Below are 25,404 nucleotides of genomic sequence, written 5' to 3'. Positions count from 1 at the left end.
AATACGTTTCAGCCCGCTGTTGCTTGCATGCTCGACTCGTTACTTGTCGTGGCAACAGCAACGAGCAAACCGATGAAAGACGACACATTAGGAAAGTGCGTCAAAAGCGCGCTAGGTACGATCAACGTTACAGCGGCCGATATGAGCCCCCACCTTCCTCGAAACACGTATGGGCGCCAGCATATCGCAACGGGATGCACCAACGAGCAAGACAGTAATGTGCTCGGGCTGTCGAGCCATCGGACCGCCGCAAGATTGCGCCAGACGCTTAATTTTCACCAGAGCAGCGTCTCGCGAAGGGCTCAGACCGGTCAATCCGGTCTTAATTCAGCGTGTTTGTCGCGTTGCTAGATGCAACTTCAATTTGCGCTATAACCTCCTTGATCGTTCCCTGGAACACTGGGCCGTGGTCGACTTGTGCGACGACCTGATTATCGATCACTCTCCACTCACCACGATTTCTGCCGTCGATCATGATCCAACCTTTTTGCGCCGGCAAATGATCTGTCACGTAAAGCTCAATCTTGCTTGCCATCCAACAAATTCCTCTCGAAATAGAAAGAATAAGGTGTCGTAATTGTAGAGCTGCACCAAGTCGCGGACCGTGCTCCCCCTAACGGTCGTGCTGTTCGACGTCAAGCTCAGCCAACCATTGGGCATAAGGCGTATTTTTAGCCAAATGTCGATTTAAGTCCGGCGCGCCGTCCGACCACCAGACGGGACCTCGCTCCCCAAGTTGATTCTTTACCAGGTCAATTTGCTGTCGCGCTGCTTCGCGGCGGGGGTGGTCGCCAAGGCGAATCGCTATTCCTTTCTCGCGGCGAGCTCGCATCAACTCATCAACTAACGTGTGTCTAAGTTCATCCGGTATGGACGGATTCGTACATCGCCACAGCCGCCCTCTAACAACGAAGTAGCGACCGTCCGGCGTAGTGAGTTTGTTTGTTTTCAAGGCTGCGTATGTTCTCAATTTTCAGGGGGCGCCGGCTTGTCGCTATCACACAAAAGCACAAACAAAGGGGCCTGCCCCATAACAGCAGTACGTGGTGCAGTTAGCCGGGATGTTTCGCCGACTGCATCGCATGGAGGTACCGACGGAGCTTCCGTTACACCGTCGGCAGAAGCGGCGGTTCAACACATCCGTACCGGCAGTCCACGTGTTGTAACGCTCCACCGATGGCGTACCCACGAGACGGCCGTTCTCACGCGCAAAAGAAGGTCGGCTTTCCTGCTTTTCCCCCGAGCCACTGCCTCGTCGACCGAAGCCCCAAATGCGCTGCATAGTCCAGCAGCGAAGGCAGTCATTTCAGGCATTGAATGTGATTTGCGTTGCGCTGATCCACCCGTGAGAAACTGCGATAAGCAAAGGGCCAAACCGTGGCGGCAAAGCGTCGTTTTAAAATACTGTACATCCACACAGTTAGGTCCGTCTATGAGCTGCCCTGTCCAGATTGCCGAAGATGCTGACGGCTCACACTTCATCGAGCGGTCGCTAAGGTGCCTGCGGGCTTCCCAAGCCCCGCACACGTACCGCAATGGTTCTGTCAGTACAGATTCTAATCTCACAAAGGTACAGCAGAGTGTGTCGAAAGTTTTAATGCGGTTTTCGATTGTTTGGCGCCTGGAGCGTTTCCGCATGATCGTCGTGGCGGGCGCGACGTCAGGCAGAACGCATTGAAGCTTACCCGCCCATGATTTTGGTGGTTTTTATTCGGTCATTAGGTTTATTTCAATTTTCAGTTGCGCGCACTCTTGCTCGACACGCGCTAGGAGGCAATCTGATCCGCCCCGCTCATCCGCTACTTGCTGTTCTACGCGACACCTGTGTGTCCGTTCAGGACGATACGAACCTTACGCGCCAGTTCAGCACGACCATACGGCTTGTGAATAACGTCGAACTCGGAGCCGCGCGCATCCGTATGCTCGAGCGACGCGTCCGCGTATCCGGTCGTCAGCAGGATTTTAATCGCAGGATTCTTCCTACGGGCTTCGCGCGCGAGCATCACACCGTTCATATTGCCCGGCATGATCAAATCGGTGAACACCATGTTGATCTCTGGGTGCTCGTCAAGAATTTGCAGCCCTTCCTTTCCGCTAAAAGCGATATGAGTCGCGTACCCGAGTTGATCAAGCATCGCCTGGGCAACCTCCGCGACTTCGGGCCGATCATCAACAATCAAGATGGATTCTGTTCCACCTTGTTCAATTAAATTGACAGGTGGTGCGTGGCCTAATTCGTCGTCCGCAACTGCGGGAAAATAAAACCGCAGCGTTGTACCGATACCGACCTCGGAATAGATATTGACGGCTCCCCCCGATTGCTTGGCGAAGCCGTACACCATCGATAGCCCCAAGCCGGTTCCTTTGCCTTCTTCTTTGGTCGTAAAAAATGGATCCATGACTCGATCGATAATCTCCGGCGCAATGCCTGGGCCATTGTCTGAGACGGCGATCGACACGTAGTGGCCAGCAGGCAAATCTGCAAATCCGACGACTTGGCGTTTTTCCAGTTCCACATCGCTGGTTTGCACCGTGACGCGCGCATCCGACTGTTCGCTTAAGGCATCGCGGGCATTGAGCAACACGTTCAGCAGTGAAACTTCAAGTTGCGTCGTGTCCACCCGGCAGTTGCGCAAGTTCGGTTGCAGGATAGTATGAAGCGTGACATGTCCGCCTAAGGTGCGACTCGCAAGTTCGACCATCCCACCTACAAGTGCGTTGAGATTCACCACTCGGCCGCTTAGCCGTTGTTTTCGGGCAAATGCCAGCAGTTGCTGCGTCAAGGTGCTGGCCTTAGACACGGCGCCACGAATTTTATCAATTCCACCATGTAATGTGGACGCCGGCGTACCGCGATCGACGCCCAAGTCGAGAATGTCGAGGTACCCGGTCATCACCTGCAGCAAATTGTTGAAGTCATGCGCGATTCCACCCGTCAGCTGACCCAGCGCTTCCATTTTCTGCGACTGATGCAAAGCGTCTTCAGCGTCACGCCGGCGGCTCACATCAAGTTGCGAGGCAAAGAAATAGACGACGTCGCCAGCTTCGTTGTGCACTGGTGAAATAAAGAGAGCATTCCAGAACGTCGAACCATCTTTTCGGTAGTTCAAGATCTCGGTGGAGACATCTCGCTTTGCGGCTATCGCTTCGCGCACTTCCCGGATTGTCTCGTGATCCGTATCCTTGCCTTGCAGAAATCGGCAGTTGTGCCCGATAAGCTCGTCTTGATCATAGCCGGTCATCGCTTGAAATGCGTGATTGGCAAAGATGATCGGATTATCGGGCTGATGAGGATCCGTTACGATCATCGGCATACGTGTTTTCGACACCGCAGCGAAGAAAATGTCGTTGTGATGATCGTCGATTGACTGGGTTGTATCGCTAACGTTTGGATGTTCTGCTTGGGACGGTCTGGTCATGACGTGCGCGCGGGCCAAATGCGTAAATAGATGGTTGTACGATACCAATTTGCGGAATACTGATTGATTTGTCTGGTTTATCTAGTTGACTACGCTCGAAATATCATCGGAGGTGGTCATGTTTCGCCTGTGTCAAGCGCGCGAGGACTGTATCGAGCGCCTTCAGATCGACTGGCTTTGCAAAATGAGCATCAAAACCTGCTCTAAATGCTCGTTCCCGATCCGTCTCACTCGCATAGCCAGTCACTGCAATAAACGCCGTGCGCGACATAGAGTTTATTTTAGCGAGCTCTTGCACTAGCTCGTAACCGTCCGTACTGGGCAGCCCAATATCGCTAATCACCACGTCAGGCTGCCTGGCGATCATCATCGCCAACGCATCCTGTGCTCGATAAGCGACCCGAACCGAATGCCCGGAGATGCGGTAGTAAAGCCCCAACGCGTCAGCGGTATCAACATTGTCTTCAACGATGACAATGTCTAGGGTGTAGGTGAAATCGGCATTGACTTCGGTTAATGTATTTGTCGATTTATCCGCTGCTTTAAGTGTCAAAATAAACTCGCTGCCTTGTCCGCGCCCTGCGCTCTCTACCCTTAGCGAGCCACCGTGCCATTCGGCTAAGCGACGTGCAAGCGCCAGTCCCAAACCCATTCCCCCCTTGGCTCGATCAAGGGGCTGCTTGCTCTGACCAAACACTTCGAAGATTTCGTCAATGTCCTTGGGATCGATGCCAATGCCAGAGTCGAGGACTCGAATCTCGACGCCCTCTTCAGATGCCTGCACGGTAAGATCGATGTTGCCGCCCTCTGGCGTGTATTTCGCTGCATTGGTCAATAAATTCGAAACGAGCAACGGACACTGAATCAGATCCGCATGTACCCACGGGTCGTCCACGATCGTGCACGAAAAGGCATGGCGGCCGTCCAGAATGAATCCCTGACTCATCTCGACGGCTTGATCCACAATCATTTTGGTCGAAGCAGGCACGAGTTCAAGCTCCACTGCGCCGAACGACACCAAAGAGGCTGAAAGCAGATGATCGACGATCTCGCTCATGTACCGCACGTGTCGGTCAATCAATGCCTTAGCCCAGATCCGTTGATCGATCGTCACCTCAACCTGTTGCAAAAGCTGGACGGCAGTCAGTATCGGCGCAAGCGGTGCACGCAGCTCGTGAGCAAGCATCGCGAGAAACTGATCGCGGTTAAGCTGGGCGTGGTCAAGGCGATCGCGTAACGAGCGGATTTCTCGTTCGGCCTGAACACCTTCAAGGTGCTTTATAATTTGCTGCGCGAACTTGCGCAAAATCTGAATATCTCTGTCTCCCACTACACGTGCGTGCTGGTCAGTCACGCACAGCGTGCCGAGCGGCAGACCGCCCGGTAACCGAAGTATCACTCCCGCATAAAAACGCACCTGGCGTTCGTCGGTAACAATGGGGTGATTTGCAGTGATTGGATTGCGCAACGTGTCAGAAATGAAAAGGTCATCGTCGGACTCTATGGCCGCGGGACAAAGGCAATGTGCGTTGGTGCGGTTTTTGCGCTCGGTTCCCCATGCAGCGTGACACCATGTCTGCACGTCATCCACAAAGTTGATAAAGGCAGTTGGTACATGCAAGGCCGACGCGACTAGCTCAACTAACGAATCGAAGTGTGCCTCAGCTGGTTTGCCAAGAATGTCCAACGATTTCAATTGCGAAAGCCGACGTAAATCGGTAAGTACAGAGACGGTCGACATAGCGCAGCATTGCAGGGTAAAAGGATAGTAAATCGCTAAGCCGCAATCTGTGTTCCTAACCGGCAAGTGATAAGCAATGCCAACACGCGCCGTCTCGAAAAGACAGACGGGATTACGATAAGAGAGGCTCGGACTGAGAAAAATCGGATCCGACCCACACGTGCCACTTGTTTCTCACCGCGTATAAAAGTTGCTTTACAAGCTTTCAGTCAAGCCACCGCGTCGTCGACCAACACGCAAGAACGACTGCGGCCGATAGGCCAAGAAAGCAGTCATTTCGGCCATTAGTTATGGTTTGCGTTGCGCAGTTCCATGCATGAAAAAACTTTAATACGCTGTAATAGGAGCCAAATCGTTGAAGCAAAACGTCGTTATAGAATACTGTACATCCATACAGTAATCCTCGTCTATTAGCCGCCCTATCCCGATTACCGACGATGCTGACGGCTCATACCTCATTGAAGTGCTCGCCAAGGTGCCTGCGGGCTTCCGAGCCCCGCACAGGACCACACGCAAAATCGTATTGACCTGAACGACGTGCTGGTCCTGAATCTCATCGCGACTTTTCTATCTCAGGATGAAGGCGATTCGATGGTCGACGCCGGATTTTCGATGACGACCGTCTGATCGTTGATCGATCGGTCGAAGCAGCACATGGACGTATCGTCCTTGCATGCATTGACGATGAGTTCACGGTGAAACGCTTGTACAAACGGGCTGGGATCGTGCGCGTGCACGCCGCGAACCGGGCGTATGCACCGATTACGTTTGTCGAAAGTCAAGAGATGGACGGTCTGGGGCGTGGTCACGTGGAATATGCGGCCGTTGCTTCATCCTTGAAAGCAAGGATGACCACGTTCGCTTTGATTGACGGCAATATTTCTATGTCTCTTGCGAGCGGTGCTTCAATCTATCGCTCATCGGAAAACCGGTCGTTGCGCTTAGCAACAACGACGGGTGTACAGTCGCAAGGTCTCAAGAAGCCAAAGCGCTCGAGAAACGATGGGACAACCGTGGTTCCAGCTTCGTGAACTGGAGCGGACCCACGGTTTGATTGGATTGAGCTCGAACTACGCGCTCTACGCAGACTTGAGCGATCGAATGATGTCGGTGATTGGCTAGTATTCACCGGTGCAGGAGATCTACTCGATCGATGAATGTTTTCTCGACCTTGGCGGATTCCGCTTCGGCTTGACAGCGTACGCGCTTCAAGTTCGTGCGCAGGTGTTGCAACGGGTGGGCATCCCAACCTGCATCGGGATTGGCCCCACAAAACCGCTGGCAAAAATGGCGAACCACCTAGCCAAGAAAAACGTCGGCCGCGCCTGGAACGGAGTGTCTGATATCGGTACGCTCAACGCCGATGAACGCGATAGCATCTTTGCACTTGTTGATGTCGATGAATTCTGGGGCATGGGACGTAAGATCGGTGCGCGCCTGAAAGAAATGGGCATCGAATCAGTCTTGCAGTTCAAGCAAGTGAGCCCGTCTTTCATCCGAAAGCAATTCTCGGTCGTTCTCGAGCGAACGTTGTTCGAACTAAACGGCATCGCGTGTTATGGATTCTAAGATGCCAACCAGCCCCAAAAACGGGTCCTGTGTTCGCGTAGCTTTGGCCACGTCGTTTATACATTCGACGAGCTTAGCCAGGCAGTGACGCAATTTGTCGCGACAGCCGCGCAACGGTTACGTCGCCAAGAATTAAAGGCCAACCAGGTACAGGTGTTCATTCGCACAAGCCCGTTCAAAAAAGACGACCCGCAATACAGCCGCGCGATCAATGTTCCGCTTGTGTCACCGACGTCCGACACCCTTACTCTCGTAGACTCTGCCCTTCTCGGACTGCGCCAGATATACCGCGAAGGATTCCGGTACGCGAAGGCAGGCGCGCTGCTTCATGAGCTACAGGCGACGTCGGTCGAGCAAGGGCAGCTCTTTGGACGGGACGCGACACGTCAGGCCAAGCTAATGGTCGCGCTCGATGCGATCAACGACAAGTATGGCCGAGGCACCATGAAGATTGGCGCGATTGAGCAGCGCCGGACGTGGCACATGAATCAAGACCGGCGCAGTCCCTGTTATACAACCGACTGGGCCGCGCTTCCGAAAGTGCGATGACGACCTTAAATCCACCGTCCCCACACGACTATAAAAGCGTGGGTATTCATCTGCCGCATTTATCCATCAGCATAAGTGTCCGATGGCCCGCGTTGCGAGAGCCGCGATCGGTACAGCCATGCCGGCTCCTACCAACTTAACGGCAATCCATCGATCAGACCGACTGTTAGCAATTCCCTGGGAAACCGCTTTGCGCTTGTGAAATAGTGTCATGGAAGCCTCACTTAGTTCGCTGTAGCCAAGCGACTTCCATGCCCGCATATAAAAATCGGGCGGCTATGTTTTTTGTCTCTTTCCATCCGCCATGCAATGAAGTGTCCGCTATAAACGCCAGCGGCCTCGGAACGGCGCTTGCTGATGCCCTGAACCAACTATCGGAGTTACAAATCATGGCAGGCGACAATTCTTATAAGCCCGGCGACATCGTGAAAGTTTCCGGAATTTACTCGGTGGTCCACGATGACGGAAAGGGAACGTTTGAAGTGACGTGTGTGGAAGGCGAGCACTTTCCGCCCACCCGAAGCGGCAAAGGTGCTCACTTTGAGCTGAAATATGGTGCAACGCATTCGCACAAGCATGGCGATTTGAAGGGTAGCGAAGGTAAGTAACTGCAAGCGTAGTGGGTCTCTGCTGCAGCCATTGTTAACAATCGTTTTTGTTGCTTGCGGAGCCCACCGCTGAACATGGATCTCGCTCACGTTTAAGACGAATTTACGGCAACCCTCAAAGATCGGCCGCCCGGCACGACTGCCGACATCACCGAGCATACCGCGATTTTTTGCGATGGCCAGGAGTAGTAGGCGCGCATTTGATCGCCGATCATCCGTAGTTCGAGGGCCGCTTCGAACTTGAGGAACACTTCCTTGGAGATGCCCACGAGCATCTAACGCATTGGTTCGAAAATCCTGAATTTTTGTCACGCCCGGATCTCGTCGCCTGGGCAAACTCCGGAATGAGCAAAACCACGGAGCGCTAGTCCATGGTCGGGCGATGGAATAACGCAAACAAGAAACCGCCCAGACGCGCCGCGAAGGAACCGCCAGGCGTAACTCCTTTACTGATCGAGCCGCAGCCGAACAAGCTCGTCAATCGTCCACCTACTAACGGGGACTGGTCATATCTTGATCGTTTCGCGAACCCTGCGTTGTCTTCTCAGGGATCGACGCCGCTATTGACATCGCGCTGAACAAGATCATTGACCTACAATTCATCGGCGTACGCGTGGATCACGTGCATCTGGTAGTTGAGACAGACGATGGCGTCGTTGAATACCCGATCGACTTCGACGCGAACGAGTTTCATCAACGCGGCAACGCTTCCGCTGTTCATGGCTCGGGCACGACCCAGGCCGTGAGCATCGACAGGAAGGACGTCGTCGGGGGCTCCGTTGGCTTCATCGCGTTGCCAGGGGCGCGTCACGCGTTGAGCGCCGCCGTTGAAGGCGCTTTGCGATAGTTGGCGCCATTTAACTCGGCCGCGTCGCCTCAATGGCGCGGGCGGACCAGCGGCGATTCGATTCGCCGCTTTCACAACGAGAAAGGTTTGCGATGAAGCAATATGTTGTTACTGTCGAAGTCATGACGGCCGAATGGGACCTTGTGAAGGTGTTCCAGAAGAGCCTGCAGCATGATATTGCCAAGGGGAAAATCGAAGCCGCCGCCATGGATCCGCGCGCGATCGCGGAATTGGACGCTGTTAACCCGTGGGATTTGGCAATCATCGTCTGGAATGACGTCGAAGACGAAGATCGGTATCTCGCGGTATATTTTCCCGCCAGCACTGCCTGTCAGGCGATTGCTAAGCACTTTCAAATTGACGCGGGATTATTGCGGCGAGCGACGACGCCGGCAGAAGTCCACCGCCTGTGCTCCGAGCAGGAGCGCCAATATGCAAAAGTAATGCAACCTTTAGGCTTGCATAAAAATTCTAAACTTTCAGTGATTGACCGTGAATTTTCGTACGAGAAGGCCAGCATTGATGCGTCGCCCCAAATCACCGCTACGGGCTTTCGTGCGCGCGCTCGACTTAAGCGTGTTGGCGTGGACGATATGGTTGAGCAGGAAAAGTACGCGCCGGACTTAGGAATTTTTTCAACCTTGGACGAGGCGGTGAACTGTGCTCGGCAATGGGCTATCACCTACTACGATCAACACTGGTCTTGATTGCCTCAGCTGTTAAGACCCGTTCGACGTCTTTAGCAAATTCAAGCGCGATTGTTTCCCAATCGGGCGAATCAACCGGCAGATCTCGGGGTATGGTCTTTCCCTGTGCAATGCGAATTGCGACGACAGTTTCAGCGAGAGCGGTCGCCTGCGCGGTTAGCTCGGCATCACCAAACAATGGCAACTCACTGTCCATTCCATCCCCGCTTAGTGCCCTGCCACCCACGAATCAAATCACGCAGAACCCCATATTCTCAGGGGCTTAGTGGGCGAATTCCAACATTGATTCGGTAGGCACCGCTTTCATCTGATCGTCGGCCCGAGACAAGGATGACAGCATAGACTGATCATCAAACCGGAAAGCGCACAGCAAATGCGGCGCTGTTGCAAGCTTCACGATTTGTGCCATCGTCAAATTAACGAGGATATCGGCCACCTGGCCTGACAGGCCAAGTCGAGCCTCGCCTACCGAACGGTCCAAGCGCAGCAATTTTTGCGCGAGCAGAACGTACGAGAGGTTAATTTCTCGAATGGAGTCAGCAGAATCATTTCCGGAGTTCATGTCATTACCTTTCACTTCGAGATCAGCCTGGGCATACCGGCAACTTTTCCAGTATCTCGTTACATTTCGTAACATAGCTCATTCTCCGTTCCGTCTGATCTTTACGCAACAGCGCTGAAAAATATATCTTATTAAGCGAACCCTTAAGCGGTATGTATTGCTGGATGTGCGCCGGCCTCGTAGACATTCCGTGCATTTCAGATGCTGCGTCTATTCACATCCGCATGCCGCTGCATACTGTTCATCCATACAGGTTTTCGATGCCGGCGTGCCTAAGAAGCTTCCCCACTTTGCTGCGGTTGATTTAAAGGAAATGCGCCGCTTCTGGAAGCAATACCGCGGCAACGAGGACATCGAGCGGCTGCTGCTTGAGATCCAGCACAACCGCAACCTCATCCACGAGCTCGAGGACTATTTCCAGACCATCCTCAAGGTGTGGCAGGCCGAAGGGCGCGGCCAGCTTGTTGCGATGGAAAAGACGCGTCTGCTCTACATGATGGAGCGCTCGCGCTTTGGCAATCTCCAAGGGCTGTATGTCCCGACCAATCGCCGCGGGGAGGAAGACCCCGAGGCTATGGAGATGGTCTAGCCTTGGTCGATGGGCTCATTGAACGCCGGCTCGTCGTTGCCGACCTTGTTCACGCCTTTGCTTACGCGAAACCATTTAAATCACTCGCTACATTTATCCCACATCTGTTCGGTCTCGCTTGGAAAGCTGTCATCGTGCTAGGTGGCCTAGTGCTGGTCACCTATTGCTACTTTGAAAACATCTTGCCTGACGGTCTAACTACAGGCGACGCATTCTTCCTTGCTTCCGCTGCGATGTCCATCGCAGCGATCGCTATCGTCGGATTGGGCTATGGCGCGTTCGCAACCGTTTGGCTGGTTAAACTGATGGTGACCATACAAACCCGTTAGCGAGCGAGGAAAGGCTTGTCGGCAAACTCGACGTTACACAGCGCGATCAGCAACACGTCGTTGTCGGTAATGTCATTTTTAGTAGCCGTACCTTTTGTTGCAATGCTGCTGTACGGACGAGCCGCACCCGATATGAATTTTCGAGGGACACTCTTATTTTTCATCGCGGCCGGCATGCTCATCACGACTATTTTGGGGTACTCCCGCTCACGGTGGAGCCGCGTGCGCGGCGCTTTACCGCAGGATTTTGTGTGGTCTCCATTTTTGCCTTGCTCGTCCCGACTCACCCCGGGCTTTTGAACCTGGCCATGGTCAACCTTGGCGTACGTTCAGTTCCAGGCGAGATGATCCTTTTCTCCGACTCGGCACACACACAGTTGACTGCGGCCGCGAGGATTAGCGGTCTGCAAGTGTCCTTCCGCAGCGTTCCCGAAACCTCACAATGGGGCACGCAAGACGTCCGCGCCGTGTGGCAAGGAGTTGGTAACAGCTCCTACTTGAGGCTGCTGGACGAGCCTTCGGAAGGCCGTCGAAATGTTTTGATTAGGCTAGACCGCAATACCATCAGTCCGCTGCGCGGGCAAGGAGTCAAGTTCCAGTGCAAGTCGCCTGTAGTCAGAGATCAAACAAAGTAAATCTACCGGGACGCCTGCGCCAACCGACTTGCGAAGGCGAGACATACTAACTTTCTGAGCGGGTTCCATTGCCACACACAAACGGACGCGGCCCTTTGAACAGGCCTGCGTTCGGAAGCCAGTGAAATTCGATCTCGGCGCTCCCGTGACAAGCTAGCTCGTGCCTGCGGGCGGTTCGTCCATTCACATGCAATCGAGGACGCACATCGGCTCATACGGTACACCAAAGATCTTGCCGAGTCGTTGAGTAAACGCCGTCGGCAACGTACCGTTGTATTTGTTCTCTTGGTCGGGGTATGGCACCGCAGGCAAGCCCAACGACGGACGGGTGCTTGCCACCCAAATCATCGCGTTGTCAAAATGTGGAGCCGTCACAACAAAAGGAAAGATTGCCGGGGGAGGAGCTTTGGAACGCGTCTTAAGCGCATGCAGCGGCGCCCAGGATTCCCTTACGTCGATGACGCTCTCGTGTTCTCGCTTTGCTGCCTGCAGAAGTGCGGTACCAAAATCTTCACAGCGAATCGACCTCCCTCTTCGGCCGTCTTGCCGGACGTGGACGGCGACTTGATCGATAGTGTCGTTTGGTACCTGGATCTCAACGCGAAGACCTGCAGGAAATAGATCTGACAAGGTACGATGCAGCGCGGAGAAATCGACGTTTGAATGATTGACCCACGGTGGTTCTTTCCGTCCCGCAAGCGCATCAGAGAAGTCGGGAGATAACCACAAGCCGCACACAATTTGAAATTCGCTTTGGCGGCGCATAAGAACTCTCTTCTCTGAATGTCTTCGATCATAACGATGCTCGGCGCCAGCTCTCCTGACGATTGCATAGTTACACGAGAAACGGATACGTTTCTCGGGCGGTCGTCAGTTATTTTAGATCGCGAAGGACGCCCGATCCTTGCCCTTGAGCCACAAGGGTTCAAGTACCATGCCCGACCAAGTTGCGCCCGTGTCAGGATCGCGGTATTTCGGGCCACTTGCTTCGCGCAGTTTCCGCGTCTTTTTTTCGGAAAATACGTCCTTTACAGTAAAGCCAAATTCGGCGATCTTGGCTTTGATTTCAGCCAACGCGCCTGCTGCTTCGATTTCACGAGCCGCAGCAATTTGACGCTCCAGTTCCGCAGCTTGCGCCAAAAGTTCTTTGTAGTTCAATCCAAATCCTTTTTCAATGCGTATTTCATAATCACTGCGCAGACTTACAGTGAGTGCTGAACGGCCCTTGCAGAGCCGGATATGTCTTCCCCCACCCCCGCGATTGTGTTGCAACCCGTCAATGGGACTAAGAGGCTGACCACCGTTAGAATAGCTAACAGTCTTGCGATCTTGCTCATTTTAAATAATCCCTTCACGAATTTTGACCGTTTCTAAACCGTAGCCTGCAACGAATGACAACCCACGCAACGACCTTGTGAGCGTAGCCGGACAATTACCTTCCAAAGCCTGAATTATCGCTCAATGCACCCTTCGGTTGTTGCGGAACTTATTGCGCGTCGCTTGGCCACTTTGCGTTCGGCGCAAGAGTAGTCCGGTGCGTGACTGCCATCTCAGGCGGCAGGGTTTTTGCGGTCAACGACGATGTGCTAGTCGACGCGGTCATTGAGCTATGACGCTGAACGATAGCTAATGGTGAGAGCTGGGCCGTGGACGTGTCCATTTCGATTTTATCTTCGTGTGCTCATTGCAAGTTCACGGTGACGCAAAACGTTGGCGTTATGTTCGGTGAGATCCCCTTCTTTCGTCTTGACACAGCCAGTAGGGACCGTTGTTCCTTGTGCAGTATGTTTGAACACTCTCGGTTTAGAGCCCAACGCCGGCGGCCCCACCCAAGACACAGCGCTCAAAGACGAACTTGAATCCGTTTCACCCATAAATTTTCCGTTCGTTAATTCGCCGGAAGAAACTAGATCGCCGCGAGAGCAGTATTCAGCTCAACGACGCCTCCCGCAAGGACATCGACATGAGCGCGGCGATGTTTGCCGCGCGCTGCGAGAATTGCGGGTAGATCAACCGCGAGCAGCCAACGCGCGTTCAATCTTTTGATCCGTTTTATATTGAATCAGAGCATATACCGACCAGATCGCAGCAGGGATCCAACCTATGAGGGTAATCTGAAGAAGCAGGCAGATGATTCCGGCGATTGGACGACCAATAGTGAAGAACTGGAGCCAAGGAAGGATAATTGCTAGTAAGAGACGCATTTTTCGGTCCGTGTCAAAAACGCCTATCAAAGGCAGTGGCGATGGTCGTAAGTCAGTGAGACTCGTTATAACGACGAGCTAGCAAAAACCTTTAATCTTTTTCGCAATCGCCTTGTTTTCTCCGGATACTTGCGTTCTGCAGGCGAACGCTTGCTCCTCCTCAATGGCTATTCCTCTGTGATCCTTGACAACATATCGTTCCGTAGCCAAGCCAACATCAACTTTTGTAACCATTCCGCCCCAAGCTATGAGAAAACCTGCCATTTCGGCCATTGCCTCTCTTGCCCTATGGTGGGCAGGTCTATCTGCGGCGAACCGTTATCTGTCCAGATCTAGGCTATACATAGTTCGAATTCAAGACAGTAATTTCCGTGTTGACATCAAATGCTGTTCTCGCACCTTCCCGTAGCGGGCACTGGCGATGCCAGAGTAGCGATTAAGGTATAGCCAGAGTATTGCGCAGATGCGGTCTTCACAAAAATTGCCACAGCAGACTCATTCGTTTCCGCCGTAACAATCCCATGAACGGGCTTTATAACGTCAGTTGTTCCGTTCTTACGCAACACAGCAGAGATCATGAAACGCACGGGTTGACGAACCTGCCATCCAATATGTGCGCCTCGTTTGCTAGCTGCGATGTTCGCTGAACTGCATAAGCTCATTGCAACAATGGCCGACGCGAACCGAAACCCTTTATGCATGTTCTTCTCCTTGTTACAGATTGCCCCAGTTGCTGATGCGTTCGATGGTCCAGGTCAGATTGAGGGCACTACTGATTGCTGAGCCCTCTCAGCGATATTTCCAAGTACCTGAGATGAAGAACGCCAGTAGCACGACCATGCAGGCGACGGCGAACGATTGACTTGGCACAGGGAACCCTTTGAGGTACGCAACAAGATTAACGTTTAAGGCAAAGGTCATCAGGATCGCGCAGAATAGAGAGACGCGAAAAAGAACCTTACGACTCATACATTCTCCAAGCTTTCCGATCAAACAGACGACCCGACGGACTGCAACGGAATCACGTTTGGCTGGCCGCGTTGCTCAGCCAGGCTTAGTTCGTAGTTGCTTTGTAAGGTCATCCAAAATCGCGCGGTGCTCACACCCGCTCGCTCAAGACGCACAGCGAGGTCCGGACTGATACCCGCATGCCCATGAAGGACTCGCGAGAGCGTCGTGCGCGATATTCCAAGCCGAGTTGCGGCGTCTGTAACTTCAATCCCGAGCGGCAGCAAAACATCTTCGCGCAACAGCTCGCCGGGATGCGGATGATTCTTCATCATGTTTTTCATTTTCCCTCAGCGATAGTCCTGATAATCAACTAGCTCGACGTCGGCTCCGACAAAGCGGAACGTTATGCGCCAGTTCCCGTTGACCCATGCCGACCAGTATCCTTTCAATTCGCCCTTCAATGGGTGAAGCTTGTAGCCCGGATGATTAAGCTCCGCCGGCGAACTGGCTGCATCGAGCGCAGCCAAAATACGTAACGCCTTCGGAGCGTGCGCCGCTTGGATGCCACGAGCTGACCCGGTTCGGTAGAGGACTTGAAGTCCCTTGTGGCGAAAACTGATTATCATGCGTGAATTGTAGCGCGTATCGCTACGTGCTACAATGAATTTAGTGGATGCTAGGTGTTGGCGCAATTCTTCAACACGATGGTTTCAGTACGCGTTCAGAGGCGAAACTCAATAACGGCCGCTTTTCCGCCCGCTGGTCAGCGAAGGGTCAGTGAACCTCGGAAAGTACCTGGAGGCACATGCAGCGCACCTACGCCTGCAAGAAAAATCCCCGAGGCAAGCGCCTTGGGGATTGTCGAAAGTTGCTACAAAAACAGCTGAGCAGTTGCTTGCCGTGCTACCTCAAGCGAATCGTCCGCGGCGGCGAACATATCGCCTTGCCGTGTAGCACGGTCGAGTCGCGGCAACGCCTTTGCGTATCTGCTTACGCCAGAACCGTCAAAGCTATCAGCGCCGGCGGCCGCGCAAATGCGAATCCGACGAGCTGAGTTCACCCGCCCGACGTGCAGGTGACAGTGCCGCCGTCGCGCAACAGAACCCCAGGCTTGCGCCGTGGCTTCCTTCCACTCGGTCGTGCCACCAATAAAGATGCCTATAGCCGGTGACAGCAAGCTTGCAACATCGTTGATTTGCATCCCGTTCTGCACGGCGAGCAGCATCCTTGTTGGCATGCCGCGCAGCCGCTCTTTCCAGCGCAACGAAAACTCCAACGATGCGAGACCACCCGCTACGATGTCGGGCAGCACGATCCAATCTGCACCCTCACCGAGCCGATCTACGGCAAGGAGAAACGCGTCCTCATCAAATGGTTGCTGCTGAACGAACGCCGACCAGGCGCCATTGTCCAGGGCGTAACGCATGCCCTCGGTGCGAAGCTCGCCTTTGGCGGAAACGAGAAGCCGCCACCCGGCATCGCGCAAAGCAGCCAGGTTCCGTCGGGTCCCCGTACGGCTCGCATAGCCCACCATAGGCGGGCGGTGCATCGCGATGCGCTCTTCACACTCGCCATCGTCGGCTGATCCATCAACTCCATAATACTCAGGACTGTAACCTTGTAACAGTTACACAAAAGGCTCAACCATCGCCTATATTCAATTGCAACAGTGTTGTTCAGGAGTGCTTTTTTATGGGACCTTGGACTGCAGAGGAAATTGAATTAGCCAGAGCGGTGCCGTTTTATGTGCTGCTGCGTTTCATAGGCGCGTATTACAAGCTGGATCGCGAATATAGATCCGCCACCTCTGGCGACAGCATTCCCGTCCTGGTCGGTCACCGCGGCCGCGACTTTCGGTTTGTCTTCACGAACGAAAAATGGGTCAACGAACTGACACCGCCTACCAAACGAGGGAGAGGCGGTGCGGGAGCGATCGATCTTGCCGCCCATATCACTGGGCTCGACTTTGTCCGGTCCGTAAAGATTTGCATCGATGCCCATGAAAGTACCGATGGGACGCTCTGATGAGACTCTTCTACACGACGCACGATTTCTTCTACAAAGGGCGGTCGTACCCGGGCATACCTTTCCTATGCTCGGAAGGCATGGAACTCGTCAAACCGGCGAGCGACTATCTGCTGTGGGTTGCACTCGAAAACGGCCGAACGCGAAGCCACGCGACGTGGAAAAGCTACGCAGAAGCGATTTACGATTATTTCGCTTGGCTTGAGACTAACTTTTTTGACTGGGACGCATGGCAAATCGATTCTGAAGATTTCGGCGAAATATCGAACCTTGCGCTGTATCGTAACTGGTCGCTCGGCGTGCTCGACGCGAACTCCAGCCGACACTCCATGCAGCCGAGTACGGTACGCAAGCGGCTGTCGCAGATCATGCGCTTTTATGAGTGGGCCGCGACGCACAATCGTATCGCCCATGTTCCGTGGGACGTTCATCTATCGCGCACTGGAGACGAATCGCTTCGCGATGCGATCAGGGCATCGACCCTTCCCCGGGTACCCCGCCAGCCGATCCGGTTCCTCACGACCGAGCAGTGCCGCGCGCTTCTTGAGAACTGCAATAGCAGCACTGTGCAGTTGATGACGAAGCTGATGCTTCAGACCGGCTTGCGCAGCGAGGAATGTAGAACGTTTCCGATGAAATACCTCTTCGACCCAGCGACCGAAAGGCGTTGGCGCAAGGTCGCGATCGACCTGTCACCGTCTGATATGAAGATCAAAGGAAGCAGACCTCGCCGCGTCTACGCATCCGGGCAACTCATGAAGGATCTGTTCGACTTCGCCAACTTCGGCGAAGGCGCTGTACGGGCTAAGCGTTATCGAACGGCTCAAGGTGCAGCCTCCCCATATGTGTTTCTCAACCGGTTTGGGGCGCCTTGGAGCGAGAAAGGACTGTGTAACGCCTATCGAAAGCTGTGGAAGCCGACTGCGCCTGCGCGGCCTGTGCTCGACTTCAAGGTGACGCCGCACATGTTGCGCCACACCTTCGCTACCTTCGAGCTGTACGGGGAGAGTCAGCACCGTAACCTTCGGTATGCACTCGCGTGGGTACGTGACCGACTTGGGCATGCATCTATCTGGACAACAACTGCATACGTTCACTGCCTCGACATGCTTGGCGAAAAGCATCTGAACCGGTACGAGCAAGAAATCGACGAACTGCTTTTTGCGGGAGATACGCGATGAAACGGAAGAATTATCAACTCGACCGGGGTCCCGAGGCAGCGTGCAGCGCCTGGCGCGACAAACGATGATCTACGGGTCGTTACAGCGAAGACGACCTTGGACTTCGGTCGGTGGCGATGTCGTACAGGAACGCAGATCGACGCTGGTCGCGACGAACTCTTACTGTCGATGACAAAAGGGCTGCGACGTCTCCAGCCGATTCTTGCTGATAACACTATCACGGCCATTTACTGGAACAGTCTAACAGGATGGTTCGATTTCCTCGACTCAACCATCGGCTCACGTCTTTCTATGCACCGCATATCGGATATCGATCGTCATTCGCTGCAGGCTTTCGTTGACTGGCTACAAAGTCGACCCGCCAACACGAAGAGTGGGCGACTGTCTCCGATAACTGCACGATCGCTATACGGGGGCCTGAAAACCGTGCTCGTGCAATGTGTTGCGACGGGCGAGCTTCGAAGGGACTGCTTCCCGCGACAGCCGTTTCCAAACGCTCGACGCGCCTGCAAGGCACCCTCGCCGTATACCAAGGAAGAAATGCAGAAACTCTTGGGTGCGCTAGCAAATGACCTCCGATCGATCCGGGCCGGGTTCTTTTCTGGCAATGAAGCTGATCGGTTGCTTGTGTACTTCCTTCTCGTCGCAGCCAGAACCGGCCGGAATCCGACTTCCCTCTTTGAGATGACACGCGATGCCGTGCGGGCTCATCCTCTGAAACCGCAGACGCATTCGCTGCTGACTACCTATAAGCGCCGCGGCAACAGCATCTTGACGCTGTCGATTGGCAAGCCCCACAAGGTCGAAGAGATCAGCGTACTTGCTGCACACACAAGCGCCCTTATACGCGATGTGTTGGACCTCACTCACGAGCTGGTCGTCCTCGCTCCGCCAGAGCTGCGCAACTACCTGTGGTTGTATCGTCGCTCTCCCCATTTGGCACGCTGGGGCGCTGTGTCGGTGTTCTCCCAAAAAGTCCTTTCCACGTCCATCAAACGGTTCGTCGGGCGACATCAACTGTTCGTCAACGACGCAGACGAACGGGCAGGTGGCCAAGTCCCACTAGCGCTGTCTGTCATGCGGCTACGGAAGACGTTTGCATCTCGGGTATGGCATTTAACCGGGGGTGACGTCGCCATGACTGCGAACCTGCTCGGCAACCGACCTAATGTCACGGATACCCATTACCTGGCTGTGACACCCGAGATGGTTCGCAACCATCACTTCCTCGGCAAATGTCTGGAAATAGATTTGCGCGGGACCGCAAAGGATGCGCCAACGCTAGCGCGACTGGCCAAGGAAATGAACGTCGCCCTCGACGAAGCAAAACGTATCGTCGCGGGAGAAAACAATACAGGTGTTGGCCGATGCTCCTCGCCACTCGATGGCCGGTATGCACCCAAAGACGGCCACACCGCATGCTCAGCCTTCCTTCACTGCTTCCGGTGTCCCAACCAGGTAGTGATGGAGAGCGACCTTTACCGTATGTACAGCTTCTACTGGCTGCTTGTGAAGGAAAGAAATCTGATTGGCAGGAGTCAATGGCAGAAGGTGTACGGGTGGGTGATCAGGGAAATCGACCGGGTCATTGCGCCCCGCTTTCCAGCGGCAGTCATGAAGCAGGCGAAGGGAAAAGCGCTCGTCGAACCTCACCCGATGTGGCGCGATCGATCAATGCTCCTTGTGCAAAACCATGGCTAACTCGACCCACCAACTTGTAGACTTGGCTTCAATCAACGATGACGAACTGAATCAGGTCATCGTCAGTCGGCAAGGCAACACGATCATTTCCCGCTATGGCGACGAGGTCTGGAATCTCGCGCCATACGTCGCACAAAAGAATACGACGGGCGTTCGGATCGTGTTCTCTTCCAAGCTTAACAAAGACGGTCGACTCACGGATCCCGCTTACGCGCCGCTGATCGCATCGGCGAAACGCTTCTTGTACACGCGATGGCGTGCAGCCAGTGGACAGCGTGGTAGGCCCGTAATGGCAGGTACGCTCATAAGTAACTGGAATCAGCTCAAAAAACTGCTTGTGTGGATGACAGATGAGGACCTGACTGCCTTCAGTGAGTTGACGCCCGACCACTGTGCTCGCTTTGCGTCAACCCTCGTTGGAGCACTGCAGCCAACAACAGCTGCTAGTATTCTTGGCACGATTACAAGCTACTACGAACTTGGCGACCACCTCGTTGATCGCATCCCGGAGTACCCATGGAAATATCAACATGGCGGTACGACACGTCTTGCCCGGGGCGGTCGCCAACCAAGACTGCAAAGCTGGAAGCAGGCGAGAACAGAAGTCATTCCTCAGCGGCTGATGAGCAGGCTAGTGCGTACGGCGCTTGACTACATTGAAAATCGGGCGGATTCACTCTTGACCTTGCGTGACCAGCTGGCCGCGCACGCAGCTAGCAAGTTGACCCGGGTCAAAGCGGCTCACCGTAAGACCCACCCAAAGGGGTTCTCAAGTGTATATGCCACTGAAGCTGAATACCTTCGTCGCAAGGCGAACCATCAAAGTTCGCCGGAGGAGCGACGACTGATCGCCGCGCATGGTTATAAGCAGCGGCTGGAGGTAACGGCCGACCTCCTCCATCTGCGGACCGCCTGCTACATCGTATGCGCTGCTTTCTCAGGCATGCGAGACTCGGAACTGGCGTCGCTCGAAGTTGGATGTTTCGTTAAAAGAAAAGGTTTCGACGGTGAGACGTTCTTCTGGCTCCGGGGAACGACATACAAGCACGAGCATGAACCGCGGCCGGCCGAGTGGATGGTGCCTGAGATTGTTGGAAAAGCGGTTGCCGTAGCAACTCGGTGTGGCGAGCCCGAACGTGCGCGGGGAGACAAACGGATCAAAGTCTTGGAGCGCGCAGCGAAGGCACCTGACCTCGATGAGCAATCCCGCGCAAAGATCCAAGTCAATCTTGAACGGGCTCGCCGTAATCGCAACGCTTTGATGGCCGTATATAACCCGGAGTATGGAAGTATTTCTGTTGTAGGAAGTGTGAGTGCCCGATATAGCTTGAGGGCGTTCAGCAAGATGGCAAATATGCTCGTCGAACAGCAGGACATGGACGGCGTGATCAAGCGAGATCGGATTCGACCTGGGGATCCATGGCCGCTCACTCCGCACGAGTTTAGGCGAACCTTTGCAGTCTATGTTGCCCGGCACGTGCTCGGCGACGTCCGGTATCTGCGCGAACACTTCAAGCATTGGTCACTCGACATGACCCTCTATTACGCCCGGTATGACAGCGGCGCAGATCGCACGCTTATTAACGACATCATGACGGAGCGTGATGAACTGCAAAGTATGATCATTCAAAGCTGGATGCATCCGCACAGTGGCCTCTCGGGCATGGGCGGTCAACGCATCATGGCATTCCGTAGCCGGGGCGAAGTTAAGACCGTTCGCGATATGCGCGACTTCTGCCGCAAACTTGGCGAAAGTGTCTTCATCCGAGGAACCGGGCATTCATGGTGTATGGCGAGCGGTAACGGTTGCGGGGGTCAAGGTCTCTACGATGCAGTGCGATGTACCTCGTGCGGTGAAGGCGTGATTGATTCGACTCCCATTGAGATCTGGAAAGGGATCCGGCAACAGCAGATTGACGTGCTGCAATGCTCTGACCTTGGAAGGCCGTCACGTGAGCGCAGTGTCGATCATCTTCGTAAAGCCGAACGTGTACTCGCAGACCTCGGTGCCGAAGTGCCGCCCTTCAAACTTCCCAAAAAAATACGTCGTGCGAACTGAGCGCAAGAGCCCAACCCGGCGTCGCCTGGAGCTCGCACTTCGCCGATTGCAATTTGGCAGGATGCAGTCCGGCACCGGTGAACGGATTAGCATCGCGGCTGTTGCGCGAGAGGCCGGGTTAAGCAATTCGACGATACACAACCGATATCCAGACATCGCTGAACGCGTGCACGCACTTCATGTTAAGACTAGCAGACACCAGAGAAAATCGCTTCCCGACAGTACCGATGTGCTTCAACGAAAGCTCAAAGAAGCACGCCAGGCGATCGAGCAGCTGAAAAGCGATCTGGTGAAATCGCAGTCGATCAACCTTCGCTTAGCCAAAGAAAACGAACAGCTGACCGCTCGCCTGAAAAAAGCATCTCAGTGAGCCGAACTCACCCCTCGGCAGCGAACGCGATGCTCACTTGCTGCATGCGCAGCCGCTCGTCACCATGCACATATCGCGAGGTCGTCGCGATCGATGCATGCCGAAGGTTATCGCGAACGCTGCGCAGTTCCACGCCACGAGCGAGCGCGCGCGTCGCATGAGTATGTCGAATCCAATGGGGGCTGGCTTGCTCGATTTTACGAGCCCCAACGGAATCCATCGGTCGGATCTGTTCGGCAACAAGACGGAAGAATCGCTTTAGCACGGCGCAAAGGCGCGTCCCGGAAATGCTCACCGAATGATCGCGGCCGAGTGCGGGCACAAGCGGTAGGCTCCGACTGCGATGGCGCGGGTCATCCTGCAGTCCTCGCTGATGAAGATAGGTTTGAAGGGCTTGCATGGCAAGTGGGGGCAAAGCGACTCGTGCGCTGCGGCGACCCTTCCCAACCACGCGAAGCCAGATGTCCGCAGCGTCCCCGAAGATCAAGTCGCCGATCCGCGCGTGAATCAACTCGTTCGCACGAAGGCCGGTCGCCAGCTGGAAGTCAAGGATGAAGCGCAGCCGTTGAGCTGCCTCGAGCGACCAGCCATGTTGTGTTGACAGATCATTGGCAACATGCCGAGCGAATTGCCACTCATCGTCATGAAGCGATCGCACGCTTCTGGAAACGGTTGCTCGCGTGGAACCTGCGCTCACGCCGGCGAACGGATTGGCAACCACGTATTGTTGCTCGACCAGCCACCGGAACATGGCTGAGAGCACCGACAATGCGTAGGCAACAGATGAGGGACTTAAACGTCCGAAGAACGGGCACCATCCATCAGACAGACGCGTTTGCCGCGGACCGATCCATTGATCTCGTGGCTCACGGGGAGCGCAGGAACGCTCGGTAGGCAATGGCGTCGCTGGTGTTCAACGATGAAAGCGCTCGCTTGCGCTCAACATTGGCCCAGAGTAAGAGCCGTTCGGCTTCCTTGCGATACGTCCGAGACGTTGTGGCGGCTTCATGCAAGGACAGCCATGCTTCGATCGCCTCGCGGTCGGTCGTGACACTGAGCAGGCACCTCGCCCTGGGCGCGCGATATCGCCCTCTAGAACCATCTCGACTGCGGGCGACCATGACAGCACTCCAAATAACGCGTTGCGTCCGTTCCGATCGCTCCACCAGCCGGCGCGCCGATTCGGTCAATGCCGGGTAACGCAAAAAGAACGCTTCGATACGGTGTGCTGACGCCGGGCCGATGCCCACCATCTCACTCCACCAGCGATTACGGCGAGGTACGCGCAATGTCAGCTCGGCAAACGTCCTGACACCCATTCGTCTCAACGCCAGGCTCACTCGCGGCGCCAACCACAGATCGAGATCGTCGCTGATCTGCGGCTCGCGGTCCTGCAACTCACGCAACGCCTCGATCGCCCGGTGAACGTTCATACCCCGTCGTGCGTGCTTCGTGTACCGATCCCTGAAAACAGCGGCAAGATCGTCTCGCCCGTTTGCTTCCGCGATATCGATCAAGCGGCGTCCGATCCGGCCAAGCATGCCGCGAGAGGATTGCGCCTGAACTCGCCTGTGCGACAAATAGCGTTCGACGGCCGTGCGCGCCGGAAGGCCCTCACACCACGCGCGCAGTGCCGCGAGGGAAGCGTAGTCGGGAAACGCGTCATACGTTTGCCCGTGTTGATCGATGCGATGGGACTGCTTCACGTTCGCCTCCGACGCGTACAGCGGTTCCACAGACTATGCCATGGCGGCTACCTTGCCTATCCCGCATCGCCAACGGCGCTGTTCTGATAACCGCTGTTATCGAAATAGCAGCTCACCATGCGAAAACTACTGCGCTCGGAACCGCGCTTAAGGCTCAGATCGTTATGTAACAGCATCAAAGGTTACGGTTACTCAGCGTACGCCATGTGATTTTGCGACCAACCCGCCTTTTCACCACGTGCGTAAGGCCCAAGCCACTGCGGAATAGAGTGTTCGGTGGTCATGGCAGTGACAGTCCCCTCGGAACATCCTTGCCCGCTCCGTCAAGAATGCGATCTGCGTGTGCAGACCTACGAGCCTGCTCAACGATCGCCTTCAGCGCGACTTCCGCCTGCGCCTGCGGATCGTTGTCTGCGATCGCATCACGATCAACCAAGCCCAGGCCGATGAGCGTGTTGAGCACGTCATCTGTGAAATCACTGCACGAGTAAGCCATTGTTGCTCCATGAAAAAAGCGGAGCAGCCCCAAACGGGCTGCGAACCCGCTGGGTTAATAGGTTAAAAAGGTGTATGGCCAGTTATTGGACGCTGTACCGCTGCCCTCGTGCGGTTACATCGTTCCAGTTCGAAAGATAAGCGCGCACAATGTCTGGCCGACCGCGAAGCACCATCACGTTTTCCGAGTTGTACAAAGCTGCCTGCTGACTGTAGTTGTACGAACCTGTCTGAATTACAGCGCTGTCGACGGTCAGAAATTTGCTGTGCTGAGCGGGGTATGCGCTCACCACCGTCACTGGAATGCTGGCATTGACCAGTGCACCGAGCGCAGCACGCGCCTTGCCGCTGCGATCCTCTTGAATGTTGTTTCGATAGTCGACCGTAACGGCCACATCGACTCCACGCCGTTTGGCCGCGATAAGCGCCCGGACCACGGGCGCCGCCGTAAACGAATAGGCAAGTAACCGAATGGATTGCCGCGCGCTTTGTATCGTTGAAAGAACAAGTGCCTCGCCACCGCCATCGGGAGAAAAGGCGACCTGCACATCCGCATCGCCCGCAAATGCAGACGCCGGAAAGACCGCACAAGCTGCAAGCGCGATAGCAACGCAGAAGGAACGAAAGCTCTTCATAAACATTCCTTGAAGTGGAAGGTTTATTGCCGAAGCCCCGCGTCCAAATGGATCGCGGGGCTTCGGCAGGTCTCAGCAGCGACGAAGTCGCTGCATGTCCAATGAATGTGCACGCTCCAGCGTGTGTCGGAGCGGTACCGCCGCGCGTGCATCCGAGTGCGGCGAAACAACGGGTGGACGCGGCGCTTTTGGCGGATGCGAATGCGAGGGACCACTGGACACAGCCAAGAGCAGCATCAAAAGATTTGCCATGATTTTCACCAATAAAAATGGCGCCGCAGTGGGCGCCAGAGGGGGTTATGCCGCCGATGAGTCGACGGTTAGTTAAGCAACGGCAACACGCCGACCGTGAGCCATTGGCCTTGCACCATCACGTCCCGCAGGAGAGAGCCGTTCAAACGGTACTCACGTACGCAAGGTGTTTCGGTGACGGAAGCCTTTTCAGTTAAAAGCGACGGCTCCAGCTTGCAGCCGCCTTCGAGGGATTGCATGCGGGTGCTCCTAAAGGAAAACGAGGAGCAC

29 protein-coding genes and 1 pseudogene are annotated in these 25,404 nt (G+C 54.8%); 12 read left to right on the top strand and 18 right to left on the bottom strand.

The genetic code is table 11. The annotated features are described in order from the left end of the window. Nucleotides 1-322 precede the first annotated feature (322 nt). From ASG35_RS19930 to ASG35_RS19920, 3 genes are all read right to left on the bottom strand, one after another. Entirely contained in the window at nt 323-535 is a 213-nt protein-coding gene (locus tag ASG35_RS19930) for a hypothetical protein (protein WP_056361497.1), read from the bottom strand. A 1,276-nt stretch (nt 536-1,811) separates the two neighbouring features. Then, a complete protein-coding gene (locus ASG35_RS19925) occupies nt 1,812-3,419 on the bottom strand; it encodes a hybrid sensor histidine kinase/response regulator (protein ID WP_056361496.1) in 1,608 nt (535 codons plus the stop codon). A 103-nt stretch (nt 3,420-3,522) separates the two neighbouring features. Beyond that, nucleotides 3,523-5,160, bottom strand: coding sequence for a hybrid sensor histidine kinase/response regulator (locus tag ASG35_RS19920; protein ID WP_056361493.1), 1,638 nt, complete (start codon nt 5,158-5,160; stop codon nt 3,523-3,525). Between the two features lie 605 nt (nt 5,161-5,765). Here ASG35_RS19920 and ASG35_RS32235 point away from each other — a divergent pair. From ASG35_RS32235 to ASG35_RS19910, 4 genes are all read left to right on the top strand, one after another. Further along, on the top strand, nt 5,766-6,191 hold the full coding sequence (locus tag ASG35_RS32235; RefSeq protein ID WP_327019660.1) for a LexA family protein: 426 nt from the start codon (nt 5,766-5,768) through the stop codon (nt 6,189-6,191). Nucleotides 6,192-6,291: 100 nt separating this feature from the next. Beyond that, the gene (locus ASG35_RS32230) at nt 6,292-6,729 is read left to right on the top strand and encodes a Y-family DNA polymerase (protein ID WP_235527631.1); all 438 of its coding nucleotides are present in this window, start codon (nt 6,292-6,294) and stop codon (nt 6,727-6,729) included. Between the two features lie 27 nt (nt 6,730-6,756). Continuing rightward, nucleotides 6,757-7,278: a DUF4113 domain-containing protein gene (locus ASG35_RS32225; protein WP_235527654.1), complete on the top strand. Its 522-nt coding sequence runs from the start codon at nt 6,757-6,759 to the stop codon at nt 7,276-7,278. A 389-nt stretch (nt 7,279-7,667) separates the two neighbouring features. Further along, entirely contained in the window at nt 7,668-7,886 is a 219-nt protein-coding gene (locus ASG35_RS19910) for a hypothetical protein (RefSeq protein ID WP_056362139.1), read from the top strand. 592 nt (nt 7,887-8,478) lie between these two features. Here ASG35_RS19910 and ASG35_RS31535 read toward each other — a convergent pair. Beyond that, nucleotides 8,479-8,697, bottom strand: a complete 219-nt coding sequence (locus tag ASG35_RS31535; protein ID WP_156393279.1) for a hypothetical protein — start codon at nt 8,695-8,697, stop codon at nt 8,479-8,481. A 128-nt stretch (nt 8,698-8,825) separates the two neighbouring features. On the opposite strand from ASG35_RS31535, the gene ASG35_RS19895 reads away from it, so the two are divergent. Beyond that, nucleotides 8,826-9,440, top strand: coding sequence for a hypothetical protein (locus ASG35_RS19895; protein ID WP_056361483.1), 615 nt, complete (start codon nt 8,826-8,828; stop codon nt 9,438-9,440). Here ASG35_RS19895 and ASG35_RS31530 read toward each other — a convergent pair. Further along, nucleotides 9,412-9,636 (bottom strand): hypothetical protein, encoded by a 225-nt coding sequence (locus ASG35_RS31530; protein ID WP_156393278.1) that lies wholly within the window; start codon nt 9,634-9,636, stop codon nt 9,412-9,414. The genes ASG35_RS19895 and ASG35_RS31530 overlap by 29 nt on opposite strands. Nucleotides 9,637-9,702: 66 nt before the next feature. Further along, nucleotides 9,703-10,002 (bottom strand): flagellar transcriptional regulator FlhD, encoded by a 300-nt coding sequence (gene flhD / locus ASG35_RS19890; RefSeq protein WP_082508528.1) that lies wholly within the window; start codon nt 10,000-10,002, stop codon nt 9,703-9,705. A gap of 268 nt (nt 10,003-10,270) precedes the next feature. On the opposite strand from flhD, the gene ASG35_RS19885 reads away from it, so the two are divergent. Together ASG35_RS19885 and ASG35_RS19880 are read left to right on the top strand one after the other, a co-directional pair. Continuing rightward, complete coding sequence (locus tag ASG35_RS19885; protein ID WP_056361476.1) at nt 10,271-10,591, top strand: hypothetical protein; 321 nt, start codon at nt 10,271-10,273, stop codon at nt 10,589-10,591. Nucleotides 10,592-10,593: 2 nt separating this feature from the next. Further along, the gene (locus ASG35_RS19880; RefSeq protein ID WP_056361472.1) at nt 10,594-10,920 is read left to right on the top strand and encodes a hypothetical protein; all 327 of its coding nucleotides are present in this window, start codon (nt 10,594-10,596) and stop codon (nt 10,918-10,920) included. Here ASG35_RS19880 and ASG35_RS31815 read toward each other — a convergent pair. The 8 genes from ASG35_RS31815 to ASG35_RS19835 all read right to left on the bottom strand — a co-directional run bounded on the left by ASG35_RS31815 (nt 10,917) and on the right by ASG35_RS19835 (nt 16,136). Further along, the gene (locus ASG35_RS31815; protein WP_056361469.1) at nt 10,917-11,207 is read right to left on the bottom strand and encodes a hypothetical protein; all 291 of its coding nucleotides are present in this window, start codon (nt 11,205-11,207) and stop codon (nt 10,917-10,919) included. The genes ASG35_RS19880 and ASG35_RS31815 overlap by 4 nt on opposite strands. 531 nt (nt 11,208-11,738) lie before the next feature. After that, nucleotides 11,739-12,320 carry a hypothetical protein gene (locus ASG35_RS19865; RefSeq protein ID WP_056361465.1) on the bottom strand — a complete coding sequence of 194 codons (582 nt, stop codon included), beginning with the start codon at nt 12,318-12,320 and terminating at the stop codon, nt 11,739-11,741. Nucleotides 12,321-12,434: 114 nt separating this feature from the next. Then, a complete protein-coding gene (locus ASG35_RS19860) occupies nt 12,435-12,713 on the bottom strand; it encodes an H-NS histone family protein (RefSeq protein ID WP_056361462.1) in 279 nt (92 codons plus the stop codon). An 851-nt stretch (nt 12,714-13,564) separates the two neighbouring features. Continuing rightward, nucleotides 13,565-13,759: a YqaE/Pmp3 family membrane protein gene (locus tag ASG35_RS19855; protein ID WP_056361454.1), complete on the bottom strand. Its 195-nt coding sequence runs from the start codon at nt 13,757-13,759 to the stop codon at nt 13,565-13,567. Nucleotides 13,760-13,837: 78 nt separating this feature from the next. Then, on the bottom strand, nt 13,838-14,032 hold the full coding sequence (locus ASG35_RS31520; protein ID WP_156393276.1) for a hypothetical protein: 195 nt from the start codon (nt 14,030-14,032) through the stop codon (nt 13,838-13,840). Nucleotides 14,033-14,748: 716 nt separating this feature from the next. Beyond that, nucleotides 14,749-15,051, bottom strand: coding sequence for a HigA family addiction module antitoxin (locus ASG35_RS19845; RefSeq protein WP_442854850.1), 303 nt, complete (start codon nt 15,049-15,051; stop codon nt 14,749-14,751). Nucleotides 15,052-15,057: 6 nt separating this feature from the next. Beyond that, nucleotides 15,058-15,336 carry a type II toxin-antitoxin system RelE/ParE family toxin gene (locus ASG35_RS19840; RefSeq protein WP_056361449.1) on the bottom strand — a complete coding sequence of 93 codons (279 nt, stop codon included), beginning with the start codon at nt 15,334-15,336 and terminating at the stop codon, nt 15,058-15,060. 245 nt (nt 15,337-15,581) lie between these two features. Further along, a complete protein-coding gene (locus ASG35_RS19835; protein WP_235527630.1) occupies nt 15,582-16,136 on the bottom strand; it encodes a hypothetical protein in 555 nt (184 codons plus the stop codon). 266 nt (nt 16,137-16,402) lie between these two features. Between ASG35_RS19835 and ASG35_RS19830 the strand changes: the two genes are divergently transcribed. From ASG35_RS19830 to ASG35_RS19810, 5 genes are all read left to right on the top strand, one after another. Continuing rightward, complete coding sequence (locus ASG35_RS19830) at nt 16,403-16,735, top strand: hypothetical protein (RefSeq protein WP_056361443.1); 333 nt, start codon at nt 16,403-16,405, stop codon at nt 16,733-16,735. An 80-nt stretch (nt 16,736-16,815) separates the two neighbouring features. Then, nucleotides 16,816-17,916 carry a tyrosine-type recombinase/integrase gene (locus ASG35_RS19825; RefSeq protein WP_235527629.1) on the top strand — a complete coding sequence of 367 codons (1,101 nt, stop codon included), beginning with the start codon at nt 16,816-16,818 and terminating at the stop codon, nt 17,914-17,916. Between the two features lie 540 nt (nt 17,917-18,456). Then, complete coding sequence (locus tag ASG35_RS19820; RefSeq protein ID WP_156393275.1) at nt 18,457-19,617, top strand: hypothetical protein; 1,161 nt, start codon at nt 18,457-18,459, stop codon at nt 19,615-19,617. After that, on the top strand, nt 19,610-21,676 hold the full coding sequence (locus ASG35_RS19815) for a hypothetical protein (protein WP_056361435.1): 2,067 nt from the start codon (nt 19,610-19,612) through the stop codon (nt 21,674-21,676). The genes ASG35_RS19820 and ASG35_RS19815 overlap by 8 nt, the downstream gene beginning before the upstream one ends. Before the next feature lie 61 nt (nt 21,677-21,737). Continuing rightward, a complete protein-coding gene (locus tag ASG35_RS19810; protein ID WP_235527628.1) occupies nt 21,738-22,046 on the top strand; it encodes a hypothetical protein in 309 nt (102 codons plus the stop codon). Between the two features lie 7 nt (nt 22,047-22,053). Here the strand turns inward: ASG35_RS19810 and ASG35_RS19805 are convergent. The 4 genes and pseudogenes from ASG35_RS19805 to ASG35_RS31515 all read right to left on the bottom strand — a co-directional run bounded on the left by ASG35_RS19805 (nt 22,054) and on the right by ASG35_RS31515 (nt 25,373). Then, nucleotides 22,054-23,752, bottom strand: a pseudogene (locus tag ASG35_RS19805) (phage integrase family protein). A gap of 280 nt (nt 23,753-24,032) precedes the next feature. After that, nucleotides 24,033-24,248 (bottom strand): hypothetical protein, encoded by a 216-nt coding sequence (locus ASG35_RS19800; RefSeq protein WP_056361432.1) that lies wholly within the window; start codon nt 24,246-24,248, stop codon nt 24,033-24,035. 82 nt (nt 24,249-24,330) lie between these two features. Continuing rightward, nucleotides 24,331-24,882: a phospholipase D family nuclease gene (locus ASG35_RS19795; RefSeq protein WP_056362133.1), complete on the bottom strand. Its 552-nt coding sequence runs from the start codon at nt 24,880-24,882 to the stop codon at nt 24,331-24,333. Nucleotides 24,883-25,202: 320 nt separating this feature from the next. Further along, on the bottom strand, nt 25,203-25,373 hold the full coding sequence (locus ASG35_RS31515) for a hypothetical protein (RefSeq protein ID WP_156393274.1): 171 nt from the start codon (nt 25,371-25,373) through the stop codon (nt 25,203-25,205). Nucleotides 25,374-25,404: the final 31 nt, after the last annotated feature.

Origin of the sequence: Burkholderia sp. Leaf177 (assembly GCF_001424345.1) — a bacterium.
Lineage (GTDB): Bacteria > Pseudomonadota > Gammaproteobacteria > Burkholderiales > Burkholderiaceae > Caballeronia.
This window is presented reverse-complemented; position numbering and strand designations above follow the sequence as displayed.